This is a genomic window from Lentisphaera profundi, assembly GCF_028728065.1.
In the GTDB taxonomy this organism is placed as follows: domain Bacteria; phylum Verrucomicrobiota; class Lentisphaeria; order Lentisphaerales; family Lentisphaeraceae; genus Lentisphaera; species Lentisphaera profundi.
In genome coordinates this window covers 1,132,004-1,153,325 of sequence record NZ_CP117812.1, presented here as the reverse complement: position 1 = coordinate 1,153,325, position 21,322 = coordinate 1,132,004, and the positions used below count along the sequence as shown (strand labels likewise).

General features: G+C 44.5%; 16 protein-coding genes. All 16 read left to right on the top strand.

Annotation, left to right across the window (positions count from 1 at the left end):
* The first annotated feature begins 17 nt into the window (after positions 1–17).
* The 16 genes from PQO03_RS16060 (at position 18) to PQO03_RS15985 (ending at position 20,453) form a co-directional block, all read left to right on the top strand.
* Positions 18–2,864, top strand: a complete 2,847-nt coding sequence (locus PQO03_RS16060) for a DUF1592 domain-containing protein (RefSeq protein ID WP_274154209.1) — start codon at positions 18–20, stop codon at positions 2,862–2,864.
* Between the two features lie 10 nt (positions 2,865–2,874).
* On the top strand, positions 2,875–4,143 hold the full coding sequence (locus PQO03_RS16055; protein WP_274154208.1) for a DUF1552 domain-containing protein: 1,269 nt from the start codon (positions 2,875–2,877) through the stop codon (positions 4,141–4,143).
* 119 nt (positions 4,144–4,262) lie between these two features.
* Positions 4,263–5,027: a GDSL-type esterase/lipase family protein gene (locus PQO03_RS16050; RefSeq protein ID WP_274154207.1), complete on the top strand. Its 765-nt coding sequence runs from the start codon at positions 4,263–4,265 to the stop codon at positions 5,025–5,027.
* A gap of 235 nt (positions 5,028–5,262) precedes the next feature.
* Positions 5,263–5,799, top strand: coding sequence for an alpha/beta hydrolase (locus PQO03_RS16045; protein ID WP_274154206.1), 537 nt, complete (start codon positions 5,263–5,265; stop codon positions 5,797–5,799).
* Positions 5,800–5,802: 3 nt separating this feature from the next.
* Entirely contained in the window at positions 5,803–6,066 is a 264-nt protein-coding gene (locus PQO03_RS16040) for a hypothetical protein (RefSeq protein WP_274154205.1), read from the top strand.
* Positions 6,067–6,069: 3 nt separating this feature from the next.
* Entirely contained in the window at positions 6,070–6,981 is a 912-nt protein-coding gene (locus PQO03_RS16035) for a hypothetical protein (RefSeq protein WP_274154204.1), read from the top strand.
* 632 nt (positions 6,982–7,613) lie between these two features.
* On the top strand, positions 7,614–8,681 hold the full coding sequence (locus PQO03_RS16030; protein WP_274154203.1) for a Fic family protein: 1,068 nt from the start codon (positions 7,614–7,616) through the stop codon (positions 8,679–8,681).
* Between the two features lie 345 nt (positions 8,682–9,026).
* Complete coding sequence (locus PQO03_RS16025) at positions 9,027–9,806, top strand: type II secretion system protein (protein ID WP_274154202.1); 780 nt, start codon at positions 9,027–9,029, stop codon at positions 9,804–9,806.
* Between the two features lie 141 nt (positions 9,807–9,947).
* Positions 9,948–11,477: a sulfatase gene (locus PQO03_RS16020; RefSeq protein WP_274154201.1), complete on the top strand. Its 1,530-nt coding sequence runs from the start codon at positions 9,948–9,950 to the stop codon at positions 11,475–11,477.
* The gene (locus PQO03_RS16015; RefSeq protein WP_274154200.1) at positions 11,474–12,970 is read left to right on the top strand and encodes a sulfatase family protein; all 1,497 of its coding nucleotides are present in this window, start codon (positions 11,474–11,476) and stop codon (positions 12,968–12,970) included. Before PQO03_RS16020 ends, PQO03_RS16015 begins: the two co-directional genes overlap by 4 nt.
* Before the next feature lie 47 nt (positions 12,971–13,017).
* Positions 13,018–15,528, top strand: coding sequence for a PDZ domain-containing protein (locus PQO03_RS16010; RefSeq protein ID WP_274154199.1), 2,511 nt, complete (start codon positions 13,018–13,020; stop codon positions 15,526–15,528).
* A gap of 359 nt (positions 15,529–15,887) precedes the next feature.
* Positions 15,888–16,319, top strand: coding sequence for an RNA polymerase sigma factor (locus tag PQO03_RS16005; protein WP_274154198.1), 432 nt, complete (start codon positions 15,888–15,890; stop codon positions 16,317–16,319).
* The gene (locus PQO03_RS16000; RefSeq protein ID WP_274154336.1) at positions 16,271–16,579 is read left to right on the top strand and encodes a hypothetical protein; all 309 of its coding nucleotides are present in this window, start codon (positions 16,271–16,273) and stop codon (positions 16,577–16,579) included. The genes PQO03_RS16005 and PQO03_RS16000 overlap by 49 nt, the downstream gene beginning before the upstream one ends.
* Positions 16,580–16,593: 14 nt before the next feature.
* The gene (locus tag PQO03_RS15995; RefSeq protein WP_274154197.1) at positions 16,594–18,066 is read left to right on the top strand and encodes a GDSL-type esterase/lipase family protein; all 1,473 of its coding nucleotides are present in this window, start codon (positions 16,594–16,596) and stop codon (positions 18,064–18,066) included.
* Positions 18,067–18,200: 134 nt separating this feature from the next.
* Positions 18,201–18,956 carry a type II secretion system protein gene (locus tag PQO03_RS15990; RefSeq protein ID WP_274154196.1) on the top strand — a complete coding sequence of 252 codons (756 nt, stop codon included), beginning with the start codon at positions 18,201–18,203 and terminating at the stop codon, positions 18,954–18,956.
* 69 nt (positions 18,957–19,025) lie between these two features.
* A complete protein-coding gene (locus PQO03_RS15985) occupies positions 19,026–20,453 on the top strand; it encodes a sulfatase (RefSeq protein ID WP_274154195.1) in 1,428 nt (475 codons plus the stop codon).
* Positions 20,454–21,322: the final 869 nt, after the last annotated feature.

The following is a 21,322-nucleotide window of genomic DNA, read 5'->3' as shown; positions in this document are numbered from 1 at the left end:
AAATAAGAACATGAATCATGATCAAATTTTATTGCCAACACTGCGAACAAAAACTTAGTGCCACAAAAGAAATTTTTGGCACTAATATCCAGTGCCCTTCATGCAATAATTTGATTTTAGTTCCGGAAGCACCTGAAGCCCTTTCAAGTGAACAAATTGAAGCAAAAGCGACAGCCAATGAAGACCTTGCTATATCCGAAGAAATTGAAAATAACAATCCCATTGAAGATAACATTCGCCTGAGGAAGAAAAGAAAGAAATCATTTTCAACCCGCTCAAAAACGAGTATAAATAAAAGTTCCCTAAAGCCTAAATCACCCACAAGTAAAGAACTTATTAAAAAGAACAAAAGGCCACTGCCATTAATCCTTGGCATCCTCATAGTGGTTTTGATTACAGGCGGCTTCTTTTTTAAAGAACCTATCTCCCAAGCTCTTTCAGAAAATGATCTTGCTAGCGCAGAAAATGATAGCGATGGTTCACACTCGTCCGAACTAAGTTCAACAAATTTCTCAAAAGATGAGCTCCTAGCTCAGCAAGATCTCATACTGAAAATTAAACCCTTCATGGATAAATACTGTTTTGAGTGCCACAACGAGAAAAAACAAAAAGGCGATATTCGTCTAGATACTATCGATTTCAAAATGACTCAGCACGATGCTGTTTATATGTGGCAGGATATCCTCGATGTACTGAATGTTGGGGAGATGCCTCCAAAAAAGAGTTCTCAGCCTCATGCACAAGAACTCGCCAATAGCATCTCTCTAATCACTGACCAAGTTCTTCTTGCCCGTAAACGGCTCTCTTCTACTGGGGGTGTCATTGCTATGCGCCACCTCAACAAAAGGGAATACTACGGAAGTGTCGAAGATTTGATCGGACTAAAATTGCCCGATCATTATTTAGACGATGAAATCAGCCCCCGTTTCGATACCAATGGTGCTGATCAATTCTTTTCCTCACGCAACTACGAAACCTACATGAACGTGGGTAAAGAAATCATGAAACAAGTCATGAGATCTTATTCAATGGGAAATTCTAAAGCAAAAAAATCAAAATTTCAGCCCGGAGGGCGAGCCTACGAACGACAAAAAAAGAGTTTAAAGAAATTAGACGATACTATGGCACTCATTAATTCAGGTGCCTCAATTGAGGAAATTGGCCTCGGGGATGCTGGGCAAGTAAAATTATTTAAAATGAGATACGAAAAAGCCATTGCGGCTCCTAAAAAATACCTAGCGATTGATCTTCATAAAACGGGTATAACCAGCGAATTCACAGAGCGTTTTGCTCGCAATGTAGGCCTTAAACCTGGCGCCCGATACATTTACAGAGTGCACGGCATGAGCAAGAATGATGCCGACATAAAAGTTTATGTGCAAAACGAAGAGATTGGTACCCTCGAATTTAAAGCTTCCACCAAGCCCCAAACATATGAATTCTCATTCAGCACCAACACCCTAGATCTAAGACCCAAAGTGGGCTTTACCATTGGGCACCTCAAGGGTGTTTATATTGAATACGAAGAGATTGAAGGCCCCTTCGAAAGTAAAACTTCTTTTGCCGAAAATTTACTTCAGCCCATATTTAAAAAGAAAGCTCCTAATAATTTTGAATTACGCCAAATTTTGACAAAATTTGCCGAACGAGCCTTTCGTCATCAAGCAGTGGATGAAGAATTTATCGATGCGCTTATCGGCATCTACAATTCAAGTAAAGCGGCAAAAAAGAATGAGATAGATTCTTTGGTGACGCCTCTCGCTATGATTCTCTCATCGCCTTCTTTCCTTTATATCACAGAAAGTAGCTCGACTCAAAGAGTTCAACTCAATCAACGCGAATTTGCCATCCGCATGGCTTACTTTTTATGGAGTGCGCCTCCTGACGAAGAACTCTACAAACTCGCCCGTAGCAATAAACTCTACAATCCTGATATTTTGAAAACTCAATTTAAACGCATGATCCAGTCACCAAAAGCACATCAATTTATTGAGGGATTCATCAATCAATGGATAGGTATGGAACGTTACGATGAAGTCGATTTACCCAACAAATTACTCGGCGACTTTCAACAATCCGCACGTCTGGAATTAAGTGAATATTTCAAAGTTTTAGTTCAGGAAAATATGCCCGTCGATAAATTCATCGATTCAAACTTTGTCGTTGTTAATCAAAGCCTCGCCAAATACTATAAAATCGATGGCGAATTTTCAGGTTTTCAAAAAGTTGCGCTCCCCGCAAATAACCCTCGGGGTGGTCTCTTAGGGCAAGCCGCATTTCACATCATGGGAAGTGCCGCGCAAAGAACTTCTCCCTCTATTCGTGGGACGCTTATTCGCGAAACTCTCTTGCACGACCCTCCCCCTCATCCCCCTGCAAATGTTCCCGAAATCGATAATACCAGGAAAGGCCAATTCACCGTTCGTGACTTAGTTAAACATCACCAAGAATTACCCCAATGCTCTTCTTGTCATGCAAAAATCGATCCCCTGGGTCTAGGCTTAGAAAACTTTGATTACCTTGGACGCTGGCGAGACAGTGAAACGATCGGAGCTGATAAAAAACGAGTCAAAGGAAAAAAACGTTCACGAGGGAAAAAATTAGCCATTGATGCGAGTGGTTACCTATCTGAAAATGAAACCTTCGAGGACTTCGCTGGCTTTAAGAAAGCACTCTTAAAAAACAAAGCTAAATTAGCTGAATCACTCTATTCATCCATGCTTGCTTACGGAATTGGTAGAGAAATTGAATTTATTGATGAAGATGAAATAAGCCAAAATTTACTCGCTCTAAAAAAAGATAACTACCCCATGAGAGATCTGATTTTTCAGCTCATTGCCTCAAAAACTTTTAGGACCAAATAGGAGAGACACCATGAATCGCATTACACAGTTTTCTAGACGCTCTTTTCTGCAGTCAGCAACGGCTTTCCTCGCTCTCCCTCATCTCGAGACTTATGCCGATAATAAATCTGCCACAGATATCAAACGCATGATTTTTCTCGGTCAGGGTTACGGCTTTGTATCAAAATCATTTTTCCCTAGTACGGCAGGAAAATTTTCTAAGATCGGACTGACCGAAGGCATGACACCACTCAAAAAATATCAAAACGACATTAGCATACTTGGCAACCTAGAAAATATTGGAGCTACTAACCCTCATCAAGGTAGCCTCACCTTTTTGACTGGTGCATCCTATGCCAACCCCAAAGGCTTCAAAAACACCGTTTCCTGCGATCAAATTGCCGCGAGTTACCTTTGCAAAGATACACGCTATAATAGCCTAACTTTATCCACCAAAGAACGCGCCAGCGGGCACGGTTCTGGCGTGCGTTCAATGGCCTGGAATCCCCATGGCAAACCCATCAGTGGCCTTAATACTTCACTCGAACTCTTCAATAAACTTTTTGCCAAGCATGAATCCAAAGAACAAATTTTACGGCGAATTAAAGAAGAGCGCAGCATTCTCGATGCCATGAAGCTCAATGTCCGTTCAGTCAATCGTACCCTAGGTAAAAACGATCAGGAAAAACTCGACGAATACTTCCAATCCATCCGTCATATTGAACTCGGATTAAAAAAACAAATTGAATGGTCCAGCGTTCCCAAACCAAAAGCCAGCTTCAAGCATCCAAAAGAAGTAGATGGTGAAGCCGAAGTCAAACTCATGTTTGATATGATTTGCCTCGCTCTACAGACTGATCAGACTCGCGTTATCACTTATATGATGCCCTCGCAATCAGTCCTCAGCAGCATGGGCATCACCATTCCCGTTCACAGCTTATCGCACTACAATATTTCAGCAGAACGAGAAGTAGTCGCCAAACAAAGAGATCACAAATGCATGGAGCTTCTAGGCTACTTAATTGGTAAATTAAAAAGTACTAAAGATAAAAATGGCCTCAATCTCTACGACACAAGTTTACTGGCTTATGGATCTAATATTCGCAATACCCACACCATCAAAGACTTCCCCGTCATCCTTTCCGGTGGTGCCATTAAAAAACTGCGTCTTGGTGAGAGTTTCAAACTTCCAAAAGCCACCCCCCTCCAAAACGTCTGGCTTACCCTTCTCCAAGAAACTGGTGTACCCGTCAAAAGCTTTAGCTCGAGTACGGGCACTGTTAAGGGAATATTGACTTAATAGCAATCTTACTCAAGACCTAGATACACTGTCTGTTTTACCTTGTTTAGTTCTCTAAACAAAGCTCATCACACAATGATTGAGTTTATTTTAACTAAAAAAATGATAAGGCACATAATTTGAAAATCCCCTTTCTCGCTATCTTTAGTCTCTTGCTAATCTCTACTTTCTTAAGTCTTCATGCTCAGGATCCAATATCAACTACAAAACCGCAAAAAGGCCGTCATCAATGGTGGGCTCCACGTCACCAAGAAAAACTGAACGAAGCCAAAAAAGGCGATATTGATTTGCTCATGATTGGCGATTCCATTACTCATTATTGGGAGAAGCAGAAAACTTACCCAAAAGTTTTTGCGCCCTATAATGTTCTCAATCTCGGCTTTGGCGGTGATCGCACCCAGAATGTTCTCTGGCGACTGCAAAATGGTGAAATTGACGGCCTCTCACCCAAATTCGTCAGTATTATGATTGGGACTAATAATATCACGAGAAACAAAGCCGAAGATATTGTCCTTGGTATAAAAGCTATTATTGCAGAATTAAAAGCGCGCCTTCCCGAAACTAAGATCCTTTTATTCTCTGTCTTTCCTCGCCATCACTCAAGAGGCAAAGGTGAAGATTATAAAGAAGTTCAAGCTTTAAATAAACTCCTCCCTGCATTAGCTGACAGCAAGCAAATCTTTCACCATGATCTAAGTTCCATCTTTCAAGATGCTAATGGTGAACTAAAAACTGAGCTCTACGGGCGTGACCAACTTCATTTAAGTAATCAAGGTTACACAGCTTGGGGCAAGGCACTCAATGCCATCTTGGTAAAATATGATAATGCTCCTGCGAGGAGTGCAAAAAAATCTAAGGTAGAAAAAAAAAATCAGCCCGAATGAGGATCCCATCATCCGCCTCTGGCCCATCGAACGAGTTGGTGGCGAAGCCAATCGCCTCAAATTAGAATTTCGCGATCGCCGGGGAAATCCACAACTCTGCGGAGTTAAAGATCCCTACCTCACCGTCTACCCCGCAAAAACTGATCAGCCTGCCGTCGCACTCATCTATAATCCAGGTGGCGCCTACAAGATCCTCGGGATTCCCGATCGCGAGCATATTCAGCAATGGAATGATTTGGGCATCACTGTTTTTGTTCACCGCTACTCCATCCCCGATCAGCCTGACAAGGCTTTCCAAGACTTGCAGCGCGCCATACGCCTCGTGCGTTCACAAGCACAAAAATGGAATATCGATCCCAATAACATCGGTATCTTTGGCAACTCAGCAGGCGGTCACCTCTCCGCCCGCCTCAGTCAAAATTATGATCAAAAAATTTATGAACCCTTCGATGAGGCCGATAAGGAAAGCTGTGAACCTAACTTTGTAGTCCTTCAGTGTGCTGCCTATTTTCATGGCCGTCCCTTTGGCAAAACCATGGATACAAAAACTTTTCCCTTTAAAAACAAAATTGCTCCCACTTTCCTCACCTATTCCAAAGATGATAAGTTCTGCGCTGGAGGAATTGATTACGTGAAAAAATTAAGTGCCACAGGCAATGCCCCTCACTTAAAACTCTTCGAAAAAGGTGGCCATGGCATGGGTGGCTGCGACTGGTTCTCAGAAGTGGCCCAATGGCTCAAAGCACAGAAAATCACACAATTACCCAAATAAGATATGAAACTATTCATATTCATCCTTGTGCTCGCCGCGACAAATACCTTCGCGACTGAGCTCAGCGTCGCAGGCATTTTTTCGGATGGAATGGTCTTACAGCAAGGAATCAAAGTTCCCGTGTGGGGCATGGGTGAAGCGGAAAGCTCAATCATCGCTAAGCCAGTCGAAGTTCGCTACGCCTGGGCCTCCAACCCCGAAGGGGCTAATCTTTACAATAAAGCGGGTTTGCCAGCTTCATTATTTAAAACAATCATTAAGGAATAAATTATGAACAAACTCTCCTCCTACGCCCTTTTAGGCCTACTATTCATCTGCAACCTAGCATATGCTCAGAACAGAAATATTAACAGTCTAAAAGTACTCAAGGATATTACGGTGCAATGCCCCAATTTAATCAAGAGTAAAAAGGCTAATGAAAAAATCATAGACACTTTACAGGTCAACACAATTTATCATGGGAGTACTTACACTGCTTTTCTTGATTCAAGAGGTGGATTTTATATTCTACCCAAATCTAAATCAACGGCTGAAAACTCCTATAATGGCGCTATCCAGCTGAGCATTAGACACTTTTATTACGATCAAAAAACCAAACGATCTGCTGCTAGACGCGTGGTGAAATTTCTTGAAACTCCTACTCCTTTAGAAAACCCTAAATCAATCAAGCTCAAGTGTGAATTACAAAACAATGTTATTCATACACTAAATATAGCTTTTGAAGACAAAGCAATTATCATTGAAAATAACACAGTAGATCCCTCTGGACTAAGTCCCATGACAATCTCACATGCCAACCTCATTTTCCCTCCTGCCTTTATTATCAAAGAGGATAGCGAATGGACAAAAGTAAAAAAAAGCTACTCACGTTCCGGAATCCAATTAAAAGGTAAAAATAAAAAAACTTTCAAATATACTGAATCAGCCAATCTAAGTGGTCACTCTAGTGAAGCTTCGATAAAAGATTATTGGAAAGGAAGAATGATTGACTTAGAAGTTTTAGACGGCGAACGCACGAGCTCAACTTTTGGTATTATAAATTACGGCAACAACCCACCAATGCTTAGTGGCTTCACCCTCATGCTTGCTTCGACCATCAGAAATAACAAAAGTGGTTCCGCTAATAAAGTTAAAAAGTCCGACCCTCTCCATCCAGCGAAAGTCAAAATCATCATCAAATAATCACTAAAATTAAGTGCCGCAGGCAATGCCCCTCACTTAAAACTCTTTGAAAAAGGTGGCCATGGCATGGGTGGCTGCGACTGGTTTGCGGAAGTGACAAATTGGCTGAAAACACAGAGAATTGTCGCGGATCAATAAGTACTTAGATTTTTACCGCCTCTCAAGGTGGGCACACCTTGCAGGGATGGGGCCCGGCTGCCACCGGAGGCGGATAAAAAGATTAATGCCGTCTCTAGCAAAAGACTACAGAATTTTCCACTTTCTACAATTCATCGAGAATAAAGATTATTACGCCTCACTCCGGCGGGGAGGTGTTGCCACACGGGCACGGCTGCCACCGCAGGCGGATAAAAGGAAAGAGTGGTGTAATAAATATTTGTTATTGCCTCTCAAGGTGGGTACACCTTGCAGGGATGGGGACGGAGTCCCTACTACACAGAATAAAACAATGTAGATTATTACGCCTCACTCCGGCGGGGAGGTATTGCCGCACGGGCACGGCTGCCACCGAGGGCGGATAAAGCGATCTAGCCTTCTCAGTTTTCTTGTAAAAGCTAAAAAAGAAATTATCGTATCAAATACGGATAAAATATAGATCCCTTATACATTAACGTATCAAATACGGATAAAATATGAATATTTCAGATAAATTAGTTTTTAGTCCTAAGCTTTCTCAAGGGATCATTGCGAAGATAGGAATTATAGAGAAGTTTAGGGGTAAATGGGAAGCTTTAAAGATTAAAGAGGACCAATTCCTTCAGGAGCTTAGGCATATAGCGACAATTCAGAGTATTGGCTCATCTACACGTATTGAGGGAAGTCAACTATCAGACCAAGAAGTTATAAATCTTCTAGATAATCTTGAGCAGAGACAACTCGATACTCGTGACGAACAAGAAGTCATCGGGTACTGGGATGCGCTTGAGGTCTTGCTGGATAATGCAGAAGACTTAGACTTGTCACAGCGTTATATATTTCAACTGCACGGCCTTCTACTCAAATACTCAGAGAAAGACACACGACAACGTGGCCAGTATAAGAATATATCAAATCGGGTAGTTGCGAACTACCCAGATGGAACTCAAAAAATAATATTCAATACCACCGAACCTCATCTAGTGGATAAAGAAATGGATGAGCTTATAGAGTGGTGTAATGAAAAATTGACTAATACAGAAATGAATCCGCTTATTGTCATAGCTACTTTTGTTTATGAGTTTTTATCAATTCACCCCTTTCATGATGGTAATGGCCGGCTATCACGTCTTTTGACAACCTTGCTTTTAGTGCGTTCAGAATATTATTTTGTTCAGTATGTGTCATTTGAACATGTCATTGAAGAAAGAAAAAAAGAGTACTATCAAATTTTGATGGAATGTCAGCGCAATCGTTCTACTAATGCTGAACAGATAGGAAGCTGGATTGATTTTTTTCTTGATTGTATGATCCAGTTGTCAGCAAAACTGGAAAACAAGTTGGAGCGTATTGTACGCAATGACACTTATCTCAATGCCCGACAAAAAAGGATCATCGACTTACTCAATCTAAAAGGTAAAATGCGCTCAGGGGATCTTGCTCGAGAAATCGAGAGTGCATCTCTGCCCACAATTAAAAAAGACCTTAATTTCTTAGTGAAGGAAGGTCTTATTCTAAAGTTTGGTGTAGGGAAAGCTACTACCTATCAAAGCCCTTCTGCATAGAGACAAGTCTAGCATTCCCAATGCAATCAGTACTTTTACCGCCTCTCAAGGTGGGCACACCTTGCAGGGATGGGGACGGAGTCCCTACAATTCATCGAAAACGGGGAGTTGCTGCCGCACGGAGAGCGGCTGCCACAGGAGGCAGATAAAAATCATCTGCAATTCATTTAGAATTAGGAAATGCCTGTCATACATAAAAAAAATAAACTTTTGTTCATTTTACTAGACACGACTCATATATTACTCTGTTTACTATTTGTGAAGGCCTATGAACTACCCCCCGTAGTTCAATAATTACGATGCGCTCGGAGGAGTCCTCGCGCAAATTAAACAAGGGATAAGCACATGATCAATTTTCATTATTTACGCTTCGATTCAAAGCCCGATAAAACGGATTTGAAATACAAATTTTATAAGTTCACATTAATAGAACTTCTCGTGGTAGTAGCTATTATTGGTATTTTAGCATCACTCCTCTTACCAAATTTATCTAAAGCACGTGCGAAAGCTCGCGAGGCAGTTTGTAAAAATAATCTCAAACAAATGTATATGGGACAAATGCTCTATGCCGACGACAATCAGGGTGAAGTCTTTTCAAGTAACCGAGGTGTCACATGGATAGACGCTAACAACTATCGAGATTTAAGTTCTGGTGTGTGGTATGATTTTCATGGAGGTGAATATGATTTTTTCGAGCCTTATTTTGGTATCGAAAACACAACAACTAAAGTAGAACTCTATCGATGCCCTGCCACTGATTATGATCCCAGCAGCCAAATAGTAACTATTGGTATTCATAATGGCAGAAGTTATTCTGGCTTTATGGAGAAAAACTGGCGTCGACCAGTTAAACCTGACAATCTGGATATGCATATTGCTGGTGGTGGTGGTAAAGCCTTCACTAACTCATCAAGAAAGCCCTTTATGATGGATTATATATCAACGCCAACAGATTCCATAAATATTGGAAGCTCAAAAATCCACAGAAATACGGGGTCTCTAAACCTTTGTTTATCTGACGGATCTGTTATCAAAATGTATTTACCTCCAGATCTATGGGCTCCAAAAGCAAACAATAATTGGGTGGAATATTTTGAGGCAGCTGTTGGTGAATCAGCCTATTGAAGTTCTGTCACTAATTCCTTTGCGATTTCTAACGAAATATCAGGCATAAACGTGAGCCAAAACAAGAATTCTATTGGGCCGACCTCAGCATATAAGCAACTTAGAGTAAAGAATCAAATTAAACATTATATAGGAAAAAACATGATAAAAATAATTTTATTTTTAAGCACTTTACTTTCAACTTATATAGTACAAGGATCTGAAAAAGTCCCGAAATCACCCATTGTAAGTCAGTCGAAACCCAACGTCCTCTTTATCCTGATCGACGACCTGGGTTGGGCGGATATAGGATGCTATGGCGCGAAATTCCACGAAACACCGAACGTGGACCGTCTTGCGATGCAGGGCATGCGCTTTACCGACGCATACGCAGCCAGTGCGGTATGCTCCCCCACCAGAGCCAGCATACTCACCGGCAAGTATCCTTCCCGGATAAACTTCTGGCGTGCAAGTCCCATTGAAAATCTCCCGCAGAGTGAAATTACCATAGCCGAAGCCTTGAAAGACGCCGGGTACCACACCGCCCACATGGGCAAATGGCACTTGATGGTCAAGAGCAAGTCTGAGGGAGAATCAAGCTTCCCAGAAGACCATGGCTTCGACGTCAATGTTGGCGGCACTCGCTCGGGTGCCCCTGGAACTTTCTTTTTTCCTTATAAGCGCAAGGGACGTGAACCAGGACAGGACAACGCTGTTCCCGGCTTTGAAAATGGCAAGGAAGGCGATTATCTAACCGATAAACTTACAGATAAGGCTATCGCCTTTATGAAGGAAACGAAGGACAAGCCCTTCTTTCTCAACCTGTGGTATTTTACTGTGCATACTCCAGTTCAGGGCAAGGAGGAAAAGATCGCCAAGTACGAGAAGAAGCTTACCGAACTTGGAATCACATCTCCCAGTGGGTCCGTTAAAGAGGGAAAACGTTACAGCCGCAAAGCTCAGGACAGTCCGATCTACGCCGCCATGGTGGAGAGTATGGATGAAAACGTCGGGCGTATACTCGACTACCTCAAGGAGAGCGGACTGGAAAAGAACACCATCGTAATATTCTCGTCGGATAATGGCGGGCTTTCGACCATTTCGTCCACGAAGGGCGGCCCCGCCTGCAGTTTCCCTCTGCGCGCCGGCAAAGCCTGGTTACACGAGGGTGGCATACGGGTACCAATGATAATCAAATGGCCAGGTAATCCAAACCCGGGATCAACCTGCTTCATTCCGGTTGTAAGTACAGATTTCTATCCCACGATACTTGAGATGGCAGGACTGCCGTTGCAACCCAGTCAGCATCTCGACGGCCTGAGCCTCGTTCCGCTTCTGAAGGGCAAAGCAAAAGGCCTTAAGCGTGAAGCCCTGTATTTTCACTTTCCTCAAGACCACCACGTCAGCAGCAAGGGCCCGTCCGCTGCAATACGCATGGGCGATTACAAACTGGTAGAGGAGTTCTATACCGGCAAACTGGAGCTGTATAACCTTGCTCAGGATCTGGGCGAACAGAACGAACTGTCAGCTCAAGAACCTGAACGAACCGCCATGATGGCAAAGATGATGTGCGAATGGCGTGCAGAAACGAAAGCGTACATGCCATCGGAAGAGAAAAGAGCAAAGGATGCAAAAAGGAAAAAAGCAAAGGCTGAAGAAAGAAAAAACATGAATAAAGGCACAGCAGAATGAATAAATATTTAATTATAGCAATGGCAACGATGGTGGCGGCAGCGATTGTTCATGCCACTGACACGAAACGACCTAATATCGTTTTTATTTTCGCGGACGATATGGGCTATGGTGACGTGCAATGCCTGAATCCCAAGCGAGGCAAGATTCCGACCCCGCACTTGGACAAGCTGGCCAGCGAAGGCATGATCTTCACCGATGCACATACGTCATCCTCAGTTTGTACCCCCAGTCGCTACGGCCTGCTAACCGGACGCTACAACTGGCGCACGCATCTGCAGAAAGGGGTGATCTTCGGCTTTAGTCCGGCTCTCATCGACGCAAAACGGCTGACGGTGGCGAGCCTTCTCAAGCAGCAGGGTTACACCACAGCCTGCATTGGCAAGTGGCACCTGGGCATGACCTTACCCACGACCAATGGCGTCCTGCCGAAGACACGTGTGCCCAAGAAGCTCAACGTCGTCTGGGATGGTAGAATCACTGACGGTCCAACCGCAGTCGGTTTCGATTATTTCTGGGGGATTTCCGCCTCCCTCGACATGGCGCCCTGCCTCTATATTGAGAACGATCACTTCATTGGAGATTTGCCTCCTCAGGACGGCAAGAGCTCCACGACCAAATCCTTCAAGATCGACCAAGTACTGCCGCATATCGGCAAGCAGTCGGCGGCCTATATCAAGGCCAGCAAACCCGATACACCGTTCTTCCTCTACGCATCGCTGACTTCGCCGCACACACCTATCCGGCCGACCGCCGAGTGGATAGGCAAGAGTGGCATCAGTAAATATGCTGACTTCCAAATGCAGACTGACCACGTGATCGGTGTCATTATCGACGCGATTGACAGCGCCGGCCTGCGCGACAACACTCTAGTAATTGTCAGTTCGGATAATGGCTGCTCGAAAGCGGCCAAAATCCCCGAGATGGAAGCGAAAGGGCATTTTCCCAGTGCGCAATTCCGCGGCTCTAAGTCTGACCTGTGGGAGGGCGGCCATCGGATGCCGTTCATCGTGCGCTGGCCGAAAGTGGTAGAAGCAGGAAGCCAAAGTGATCAGACGGTCTGCTTGACCGACTTCATGGCTACCTGCGCCGAGATCGTCGAAGCACAACTGCCCAGCAATGCGGCCGAGGACAGTGTCAGCTTTCTTCCGGCTCTAAAAGACAAGCCGATTGTTTCGACGCGCAAGGGGGTGATTCACCATTCCATCAGTGGACATTTTTCTTATCGCATGGGCAAATGGAAGCTACTGCTGGCGAAGGGATCCGGTGGCTGGACCGCACCCAAAGAGAAGGACGTGGGAGCCGATTCACCAAAGGCGCAACTTTACGACCTGGAGGCGGACCCTGGTGAGACCAATAACCTCTACAAATCAAAGCCCGAGGTTGTGGAGCAGCTGCTCGAGCAGTTGACCGCCGACATCGAACGTGGCCGCAGCACCGATGGCCCTAAAGCGAGCAACGACGTATCTAAAGTTGTTCTCTGGAAACGATGAATGACATTAATCAGGCAAACCCCGAACAACACAGAAGGATTTAGAATATGAAAAAAAACAGAATACCCAAGGCTTGGAAGCTTTTGATAGCAGTCTATTCAATGTCGGTAAATTTTGCGATGGCTGGGACTGACCTCTATGTGAGCCCGGCGGGCAACGATGCGAACCCGGGGAGTCGAGACAAACCGGTGGCCTCCTTGGCACGCGCTCGTGATCTGGCTCGCCCGGAAACCGGAAAGAGCGCAGTCACGGTGCATGTGGCAGATGGTATTTATTACCTCCCCGAAACTCTGGTCTTCACATCAGAGGACTCCGGTTCAGAAAAGAACCCTGTGATTTACAAAGCGGACAACGAGGGCGGTGCAGTGCTGTCCGGCGGCTCTAAACTAGACCTGAAATGGATCTCTTATAAGAATGGGGTCTTCCGGGCAAAGACTCCGGAAGGCTTGGAGATCGATCAGCTCTTTATCAATGGTAAGGCACAGCGGATGGCGCGCTATCCGAACTATGATCCCAACAAGAAAACGCATGCCTATCAGGGGTATGCCGCCGATGCCTTTTCTAAAGAACGGGCCGCTCTATGGGCCGATCCGACCGGGGGGTACATCCATGCCATGCACTCAAAAAGGTGGGGGGGATATCACTACCGCATCACCGGCAAGGATGACAAGGGCGAAGTGACCTATGAAGGCGGCTGGCAGAACAACCGCCAGATGGGGATGCACAAGGATTATCGCATGGTCGAGAATATCTTCGAGGAGCTGGATGCACCCGGCGAGTGGTTCCACGACGGCAAAGAGTCCACGCTCTACTACATGCCGGAATCTGGTGTGGATTTGTCTACCGTAAAGGTGGAGGTGGTGCGCCTTAGGCATCTGGTCGAATTTAAGGGAAGCCAGGATGCCCCCGTGAAATTCATCACTCTGCAGGGCTTCACGGTTCGCCATGCGGCTCGGACTTTTATGGATTGCAGAGAACCCTTGCTGCGCTCAGACTGGGCGATTTATCGCGGCGGTGCCTTTCTGCTGATGGGAACGGAGGATGTATCTGTTCTTAACTGTGAGTTTGATCAAGTCGGCGGGAACGCGGTTTTTGTCAACAACTACAACCGTCGATTTCGGATCGCCGGCTGCCACATCCACGATGCGGGTGCCAGCGGAGTCTGTTTTGTGGGCGACCCCCAGGCCGTGCGAAATCCTCTGTTTGAGTACTTTGAAAAACATGACCTTGCCAAAATTGACCGTACCCCGGGCCCGAAGACCGACAACTATCCGGCCGATTCCACTGTGGAGGATTGTCTGATTCATGGGATTGGCCGGGTGGAAAAGCAACCGGCCGGTGTACAGATCTCCATGGCGCAGGGAATTACGGTTCGCCATGTTTCAATTTACGATTGCGCACGATCTGGGATTAACGTGAGCGAAGGAACGTGGGGCGGCCATCTGATCGAAGGGTGTGATGTCTTTGATACGGTGCTGGAGACCCATGACCATGGATCGTTCAACTCGTGGGGACGAGACCGTTTTTGGCTCAAGGATTATGCAGCATCACAGCAGGCGATTGATGAGGATCCGAAGCTGCCGTTTCTTGACGCAGTCAAAACTACAGTCATCCGCAATAGTCGCTGGCGCTGCGATCACGGCTGGGATATCGACCTCGATGACGGTTCAACAAACTACGACATTTACAACAACCTTATGCTCCTCAACGGCCTCAAACTCCGTGAGGGCTTCCGTCGCCATGTATGGAACAATATCGCTAACCTCAATACACTTCACGCACACGTCTGGTACAAAAATGCTGGTGATGTAGTTAAAAATAACATCTGGATGAGACGCTATGGCGCCGTTCGCACCACAATGACGCCGAAAGTCGATAAAAACTTCTTCACCAATGAAGCCGACATGAAGAGATTTCAACACGAGGGGGCCGATACCAATTCAGCCTTTGGAGACCCCCAGTTTATCGATCCTGCCAATGGCGACTTCCGCGTAAAAGGGACCTCTCCCGTCCTCAAAACTGGATTCAAGAACTTTCCGATGGATCAATTCGGCGTCCAACGGCCCAAACTCAAAGCCATAGCCCGAACACCACAAATCCCAGAGGGCAAAAAAATGGCAAGCGAGGGCAAAAAGGCTAGAAAGGCTCATAAGTTCTACTGGCAGGGCGCGGTGGTTATAGATCTCCAAGGTGAAGCTTATTCTGCTTTCGGCGTTAATAAAGAAGATGGTGGTTTACATATTATCAGTATATCCCCCGATTCTCCCGCGGCATCCGCTGGCCTTAAAGAAAACGATCTCATCCTCGTTATCAACGACACCAAGTTGACAAACACAAAGGCTCTACGCAAAGTTCGGGGCAGCACTTTCAAAGTCAAATATGTTCGTGACCAGGCCGAGCAAGTCTGCGAGTTTCCCGGCAATGAAGAAAAAAGCTATAGATTAAAACCAGAGAAGAAATCGGAAGAAAATAGAGCAAAAGATGCAAAAAAGAAAAAAGCAAAGGATGAAGAAAGAAAAAACATGAATAAAGGCGCAGAAGAAAGAATAAATATTTAATTATAGCAATGGCAACGATGGTGATGGCAGCGGTTGTTCATGCCGCTGATACGAAACGACCTAATATCGTTTTTATTTTCGCGGACGATATGGGCTATGGTGAAGTGCAGTACCTGAACCCCAAGTGAGGCAAGATTCTGACCTCGCACCTGGACAAGCTGGTCAGCGAAGACATGATCTTCACCGATGCACATATCTCCTCCTCGATTTACACCCCCCGTCGCAACGGCCTGCCCACTGGACGCTACAACTGGCGCATTCATCTAAAGACGAAATTTAATTATTCTCCCCCAATTATGAGTACAACTTGTCACAAAACTGGAAATTCATGGCTAAAAAGGCTAGGTTTCAAAAGTAGAATGAACTCTTTAAACAAAAATGCTCGCATGAAAGAAAGTAATAACACACGCCACACCCTCTTGCAAAAACTTCAGCTTTCTGAAGGTGACGAATATTGGGATGAATTCGTTCAGTCATATGAAGGTTATATCTACATGGTGATTCGTGGCCTCGGAGTCAATACAACGACCTGTGAAGACCTAATCCAAGATGTTTTGGTCAAAGTCTGGAAATCGCTTTCTCAATTTAAGTACGAACGTGAAAAATGCCGTTTTAGAACCTGGCTCTGCGTCATTATCCGCAACACGGTTTACAATTATTTTCAATCCAAAGCCAATCGCAATAATCTACAAAACGTCAATTACGATGATGTGGCGGAGGCAGAGGCAAAAAAACTCGTGAATTGGCCAAATATTATGGCATGGCGGTTCGTAATTCACGCTGGCGATTAGTTTATGATATGAATGAAGAAGAAGCTTGGCTCTGTGATATTTCGCAAGACCGAGGAGAAACTAAGAACCTCATTAAACAATATCCTGAAGTCGCTGAAAAAATGAAAGCTCAATTTAATAAATGGTGGGATACAACCGAAGAGCTCTTAATCAACGAAGGCCTTCCTCGGCTCCAAGCTGAACAACACCATCTTCATATCCTTTACAATAAGCAGCTCAAAGAAAAAGGGATCCCTGAGTGGGCTCCCGATCAATTTTAATAAGGCCTCATTCAATGACTATAAAAAGAATAAGCTCTTCTCGGTTATTCATTCTTGCACTTCTGTTCCTGACTCCTTTTCTTACGATGGAAGCAAAGAGTAAAAAGAATGTTTGGAAAAACTTTCAGCGCATCGATTTTAAAGTTGATGGACGAGATGCTTTTATCATCAAGCCCAAAGAAACTGCTAAAGGCCAGCCCTGGATTTGGCGTGCACGCTTTCCAACTTACCACCCAGAAGTTGATCTGATTTTATTAGAAAAGGGCTTCCATATCGCCTACATCAATACTGACGACATGCTTGGCAGCCCCAAAGCTCTCAAACACTGGGACGCTTTTTATAAGCATATGACTGAAGAAAAAGGCTTTGCTGAAAAAGTGACTCTCGAAGCGGTGAGTCGTGGTGGTCTCTTTGCCTATCGCTGGGCCTCACAAAACCCTGAAAAAGTTAATTGTATTTACGCCGAAGTCCCCGTCTGTGATTTTAAAAGCTGGCCAGGAGGCAAAGCTAATGGAGTGGGTAATAAAAAAGCTTGGCAAAATGTATTGAAGCAATATCAATTAAACGAACAACAAGCTTTAGACTACAAGCAAAACCCCATCGACGTACTTGCGCCCATCGCAAAAGAAGACATTCCCCTTTTGCATCTCATCAGCCTCAATGATCAAGTGGTTCCAGCTAAAGAAAACACCTTTGTTTTAGCCAAACGTTATCGTCAACTCGGGGGTAGCATTGAAATCATAGAAGTTAAAATAGGCCCACGTGCCAAGGGTCATCATTTTGATCACCCCGATCCCAAGCGTGTCGCCGACTTTATCGAAAAACATAGTTCTTTACAAGTGACAACTCAGCTATCAACAATCACTCCCGTCCCATCGCGACTAAAAAAGTTCATGCCAAAGCGCCATAATCAAAAACTAGCGGAAGCAAAAGAGCGTCAGATTGATTTTGTGATGATTGGTGACTCGATTACCCATAATTGGGAATCAGAAAAAAACTACGCACAAATCTTTAAAGGGACTAATATGCTTAACTTGGGCTTCGCAGGTGATCGCACTCAAAATGTTTTGTGGCGCATTCAACATGGTGCCTTGGATAACATTGAGCCCAAGCTCGTCACCCTAATGATCGGCACCAATCATTTACACAATCCAAAAAAAGACTACACACCTGATTCTTCAGAAGATATTTTCACCGGTATTCAAGAAATCGTCAAAGAAATTCGCACGCGTTTACCCAAAGCAAAAATTATTGTTTTTTCTATTTTCCCACGCCGAGCACCTGAATACGAACGGGTCAAATCTCTCAATCAGTTAATCCCAAAAATCGTTGATAATCAGATGGTTTCTCATAGAGACATCAATCATATTTTCCTTGCTGATGATACTAAAATCAATAAAGCGCTCTACTCACGCGATGGCTTGCATTTGAGTTCAAAAGGCCATGAGACTTGGGCAAAGGAACTACATATTTTATTAAAGCAGTAAGCCCCTGTGATTTCAGAATAAAAAACTCCACTTTTTTAGTGTTCACTAGATGCGACCCTTATATTATCTTGTTTAGCTTTATAAAGAATCGCCTCAAAGGCGAAAATCACCCAAGCTAATCCTAGGAGATATTGATGACTGAACATCTTAAAAAATTGACATTAAAGAAAAATTTCACCCTCATTGAACTTTTAGTTGTCGTGGCCATTATTGGCATTTTAGCCAGCCTACTGCTACCATCTTTAAGTAAAGCTCGAGCTAAGGCTAAACAAGCCGTTTGCCTTAGTCAATTAAAACAATTGAATTTTGCTTTATATAATTACACTGATGATAATGATGGTAAGTACCCACATACTTATAAAAATGGTAATAGCGATATTGTTACGTGGGATGACCTCATTTCCGGTTATGATGGTCGTGCTAGTTTAACTCCTACTGAAATGAAACAAAGTTTGAACGCCAATACGGACAATCAACTTTATGTTTGTCCCGGGGATACTATTAAACGTAATAATGCTAGCTGGCCTAAAAAATCTTATGCTATGACAACATATATACCAGGACATGCTACAGCTCTTGGAATAACTGCGTCTAGTTTTTCTAATCTCGTACCGCGAAATATTACTGAAATAAGTAATCCATCTCAAACAATTCTACTCACAGAGTTTTTTTGGAGTGCAAACCGCATGGGGGCTCATTATGGAAATTATGTTGGCAATCAACAGGTAGGTTATTATTACACCCCAAACCCTGCCTTGCCGATTGCTCATAAAAATAAGTATAATTATTCAATGGTTGACGGAAGTGCCCAAGCCATGATTCCTACACAAACATTGCTTGGTTTGTCCCCAAGTACAACTATCGGAACCATGTGGGATGCTGGTAGATAAAGACCGCACTGTATAGTCTAAACATAAATCAAAACCCTAATCACCCCCATAAACAATTTAAGGTTTTTAATGAAATACTTCTTCTCAATTTTCATCCTCTTTTTCAGTCTCAATATTTTCACCGCTGACAAACCCAATTTCCTCTTCATTCTCGTTGATGATCTCGGCCGTCAAGACTTAGAGTGTTATGGCAGTGACTTTCACGAAACCCCAAATATCAATCAATTGGCAAAAGAAGGCATGAAATTTAACGATGCTTATGCCGCAAGTCCCGTTTGCTCCCCTACCCGTGCGAGCATCCAAACCGGTAAATATCCTTCGCGAATCAACTTCACTCGTGCCACACCGACTCATAATCTTCCTTACGAAGAAACGACTTTAGCTGAAGCCCTCAAAGAAGGTGGCTACAAAACAGCCCACATTGGTAAATGGCATCTACGACTCTATAAAGAAAAAGGCAGCAAGCACCTTCCGCAAGAACATGGCTTTGATATTAATATTGCTGGTCATTCCGCAGGACAACCCGCTTCATTTTTCTACCCTTACAAGGCAAAAGCTGCGAAGTACGCAAAAAATGATGTCCCCAACATGGAAGATGGTAAGGAAGGCGATTACCTCACTGATGCTTTGACTTCTAAAGCAATTGATTTCATGCAAAGTAGTAAGAGCAAGCCCTTCTACCTCAATCTTTGCTACTACACGGTTCACACTCCGGTAACGGGAAAAAAAGATAAGATAAAGAAATATAAAACCAAACTAGGTACAGAAGAAACTGCACCCGCAATTAATGATTATAAGACTTACACTCGTACCAAGCAGGATAACTCGGAATATGCGGCCATGGTGGAAAGCATGGATGAAAATATCGGTCGTCTCATGGATTTCTTAAAGTCCTCCGGTCTCGATAAAAATACCGTAGTAATCTTCACTTCTGATAATGGTGGACTTTCCACCAACAAATCAAAAAAAGGCGGTGTCACTTCCAGTTATCCCCTTCGCGGTGGTAAAGCTTGGGTCTATGAAGGCGGAATTCGCGAACCTTTGATCATCAAATGGCCTGGTGTAACAGAGGCTAATACAGAAAATTCCACTCCAGTAATCAGTACCGATTTTTATCCCACCATGCTCGCTATGGCGGGACTCCCTCTCAAGCCCGAGCAACACATTGATGGTCTCAGCCTAACAAGCCTTCTCAAAGGAGAATCAAACTCACTCTCTCGTGAAGAACTTCACTTTCATTTTCCACATGATCATACCGTTAATGGCATGGGAGCTTCTGCGGCTATTAGAATGGGTGACTACAAACTCGTTGAACGTTTCGCTGATGGAAAAATTGAACTCTTCAATCTAAAAGATGATATCGGCGAGACTCAGGATTTATCCTCTAAGTTCCCCGAAATTGCTAGTCAACTTCACAAAAAGATGCTGAATTGGCGCAAAGACACCAAGGCAATGATGCCGAAAATCAAAAAACCAAAGAAGAAGAAAAAGAGCTAAGGCTTAGTTACATTTAAAAAAGAGTAAACTACTACTTCCCTTAGTTTGGTATCGCGGACTCATCCATGCTAGGGAACTTAAGCACATGCCGAAGGTATGTAGTATGGTAGCCACCGGATTTATCCGGTGGGTATTGTTAAAAAAATGATATTCATGCCGAAGGTATGAAGGAAACGCTCTGCAGCGTAGCTTCGGCACGCACGATGCTGTTATTCAAACACCACGACTTACGTCCATGGCTACGTTCCTAAGCTCTTCGAGCTCAATTATCTGTCAACACCCCTTAAGTTCCATACCATTAGGGCCAGCGCTCCCTCGTGGGCGAAGCCCTATATCACTGTTTGAGCCGGGCGAAGCCCTATATCGCTGTTTGAACTGGGCGAAGCCCTTTATCGCCTGGTCAAGGAAAGGCATTTCCTTGCGGGGTGCTCGAGGGGCAGCGCTCCCTCGTGGGCGAAGCCCCTTATCGCTGTTTGAACAGGGCGAAGCCCTATAGCCGGATCAAAGGCTGGCAAGTCTTTGCGGGGTGCTCGAGGGGCAGAGCTCCCTCGTGGGCGAAGCCCTATATCACTGTTTGAGTTGGGCGAAGCCCTTTATCGCCTGGTCAAGGAAAGGCATTTCCTTGCGGGGTGCTCGAGGGGCAGAGCTCCCTCGTGGGCGAAGCCCTGTATCACTGTTTGAGCTGGGCGAAGCCCGCTTTCCCGAGAAATTAAGGCCAAGCTGGTGCTTGGCGATCCCAGGTGGCTTGAGTTGGGCGAAGTCCTGTATCGCTATTTGAGCTGGGCGAAGCCCTTATCGCTGTTTGAGGCGGGCGAAGCCCGCTGTCCCGGGAAAGTCAAGGCCAAGCTAGTGCTTGGCGATCCCAAGGG

Excerpts from the sequence above, each read along its gene's own strand:
- PQO03_RS15995 (WP_274154197.1), top strand. The coding sequence starts at position 16,594 with ATGACTATAAAAAGAATAAGCTCTTCTCGGTTATTCATTCTTGCACTT.
- PQO03_RS16060 (WP_274154209.1), top strand. The coding sequence starts at position 18 with ATGATCAAATTTTATTGCCAACACTGCGAACAAAAACTTAGTGCCACA.
- PQO03_RS15990 (WP_274154196.1), top strand. The coding sequence starts at position 18,201 with ATGACTGAACATCTTAAAAAATTGACATTAAAGAAAAATTTCACCCTC.
- PQO03_RS16010 (WP_274154199.1), top strand. The coding sequence starts at position 13,018 with ATGAAAAAAAACAGAATACCCAAGGCTTGGAAGCTTTTGATAGCAGTC.
- PQO03_RS16025 (WP_274154202.1), top strand. The coding sequence starts at position 9,027 with ATGATCAATTTTCATTATTTACGCTTCGATTCAAAGCCCGATAAAACG.
- PQO03_RS16040 (WP_274154205.1), top strand. The coding sequence starts at position 5,803 with ATGAAACTATTCATATTCATCCTTGTGCTCGCCGCGACAAATACCTTC.
- PQO03_RS16030 (WP_274154203.1), top strand. The coding sequence starts at position 7,614 with ATGAATATTTCAGATAAATTAGTTTTTAGTCCTAAGCTTTCTCAAGGG.
- PQO03_RS15985 (WP_274154195.1), top strand. The coding sequence starts at position 19,026 with ATGAAATACTTCTTCTCAATTTTCATCCTCTTTTTCAGTCTCAATATT.
- PQO03_RS16015 (WP_274154200.1), top strand. The coding sequence starts at position 11,474 with ATGAATAAATATTTAATTATAGCAATGGCAACGATGGTGGCGGCAGCG.
- PQO03_RS16055 (WP_274154208.1), top strand. The coding sequence starts at position 2,875 with ATGAATCGCATTACACAGTTTTCTAGACGCTCTTTTCTGCAGTCAGCA.
- PQO03_RS16020 (WP_274154201.1), top strand. The coding sequence starts at position 9,948 with ATGATAAAAATAATTTTATTTTTAAGCACTTTACTTTCAACTTATATA.
- PQO03_RS16035 (WP_274154204.1), top strand. The coding sequence starts at position 6,070 with ATGAACAAACTCTCCTCCTACGCCCTTTTAGGCCTACTATTCATCTGC.
- PQO03_RS16005 (WP_274154198.1), top strand. The coding sequence starts at position 15,888 with ATGAACTCTTTAAACAAAAATGCTCGCATGAAAGAAAGTAATAACACA.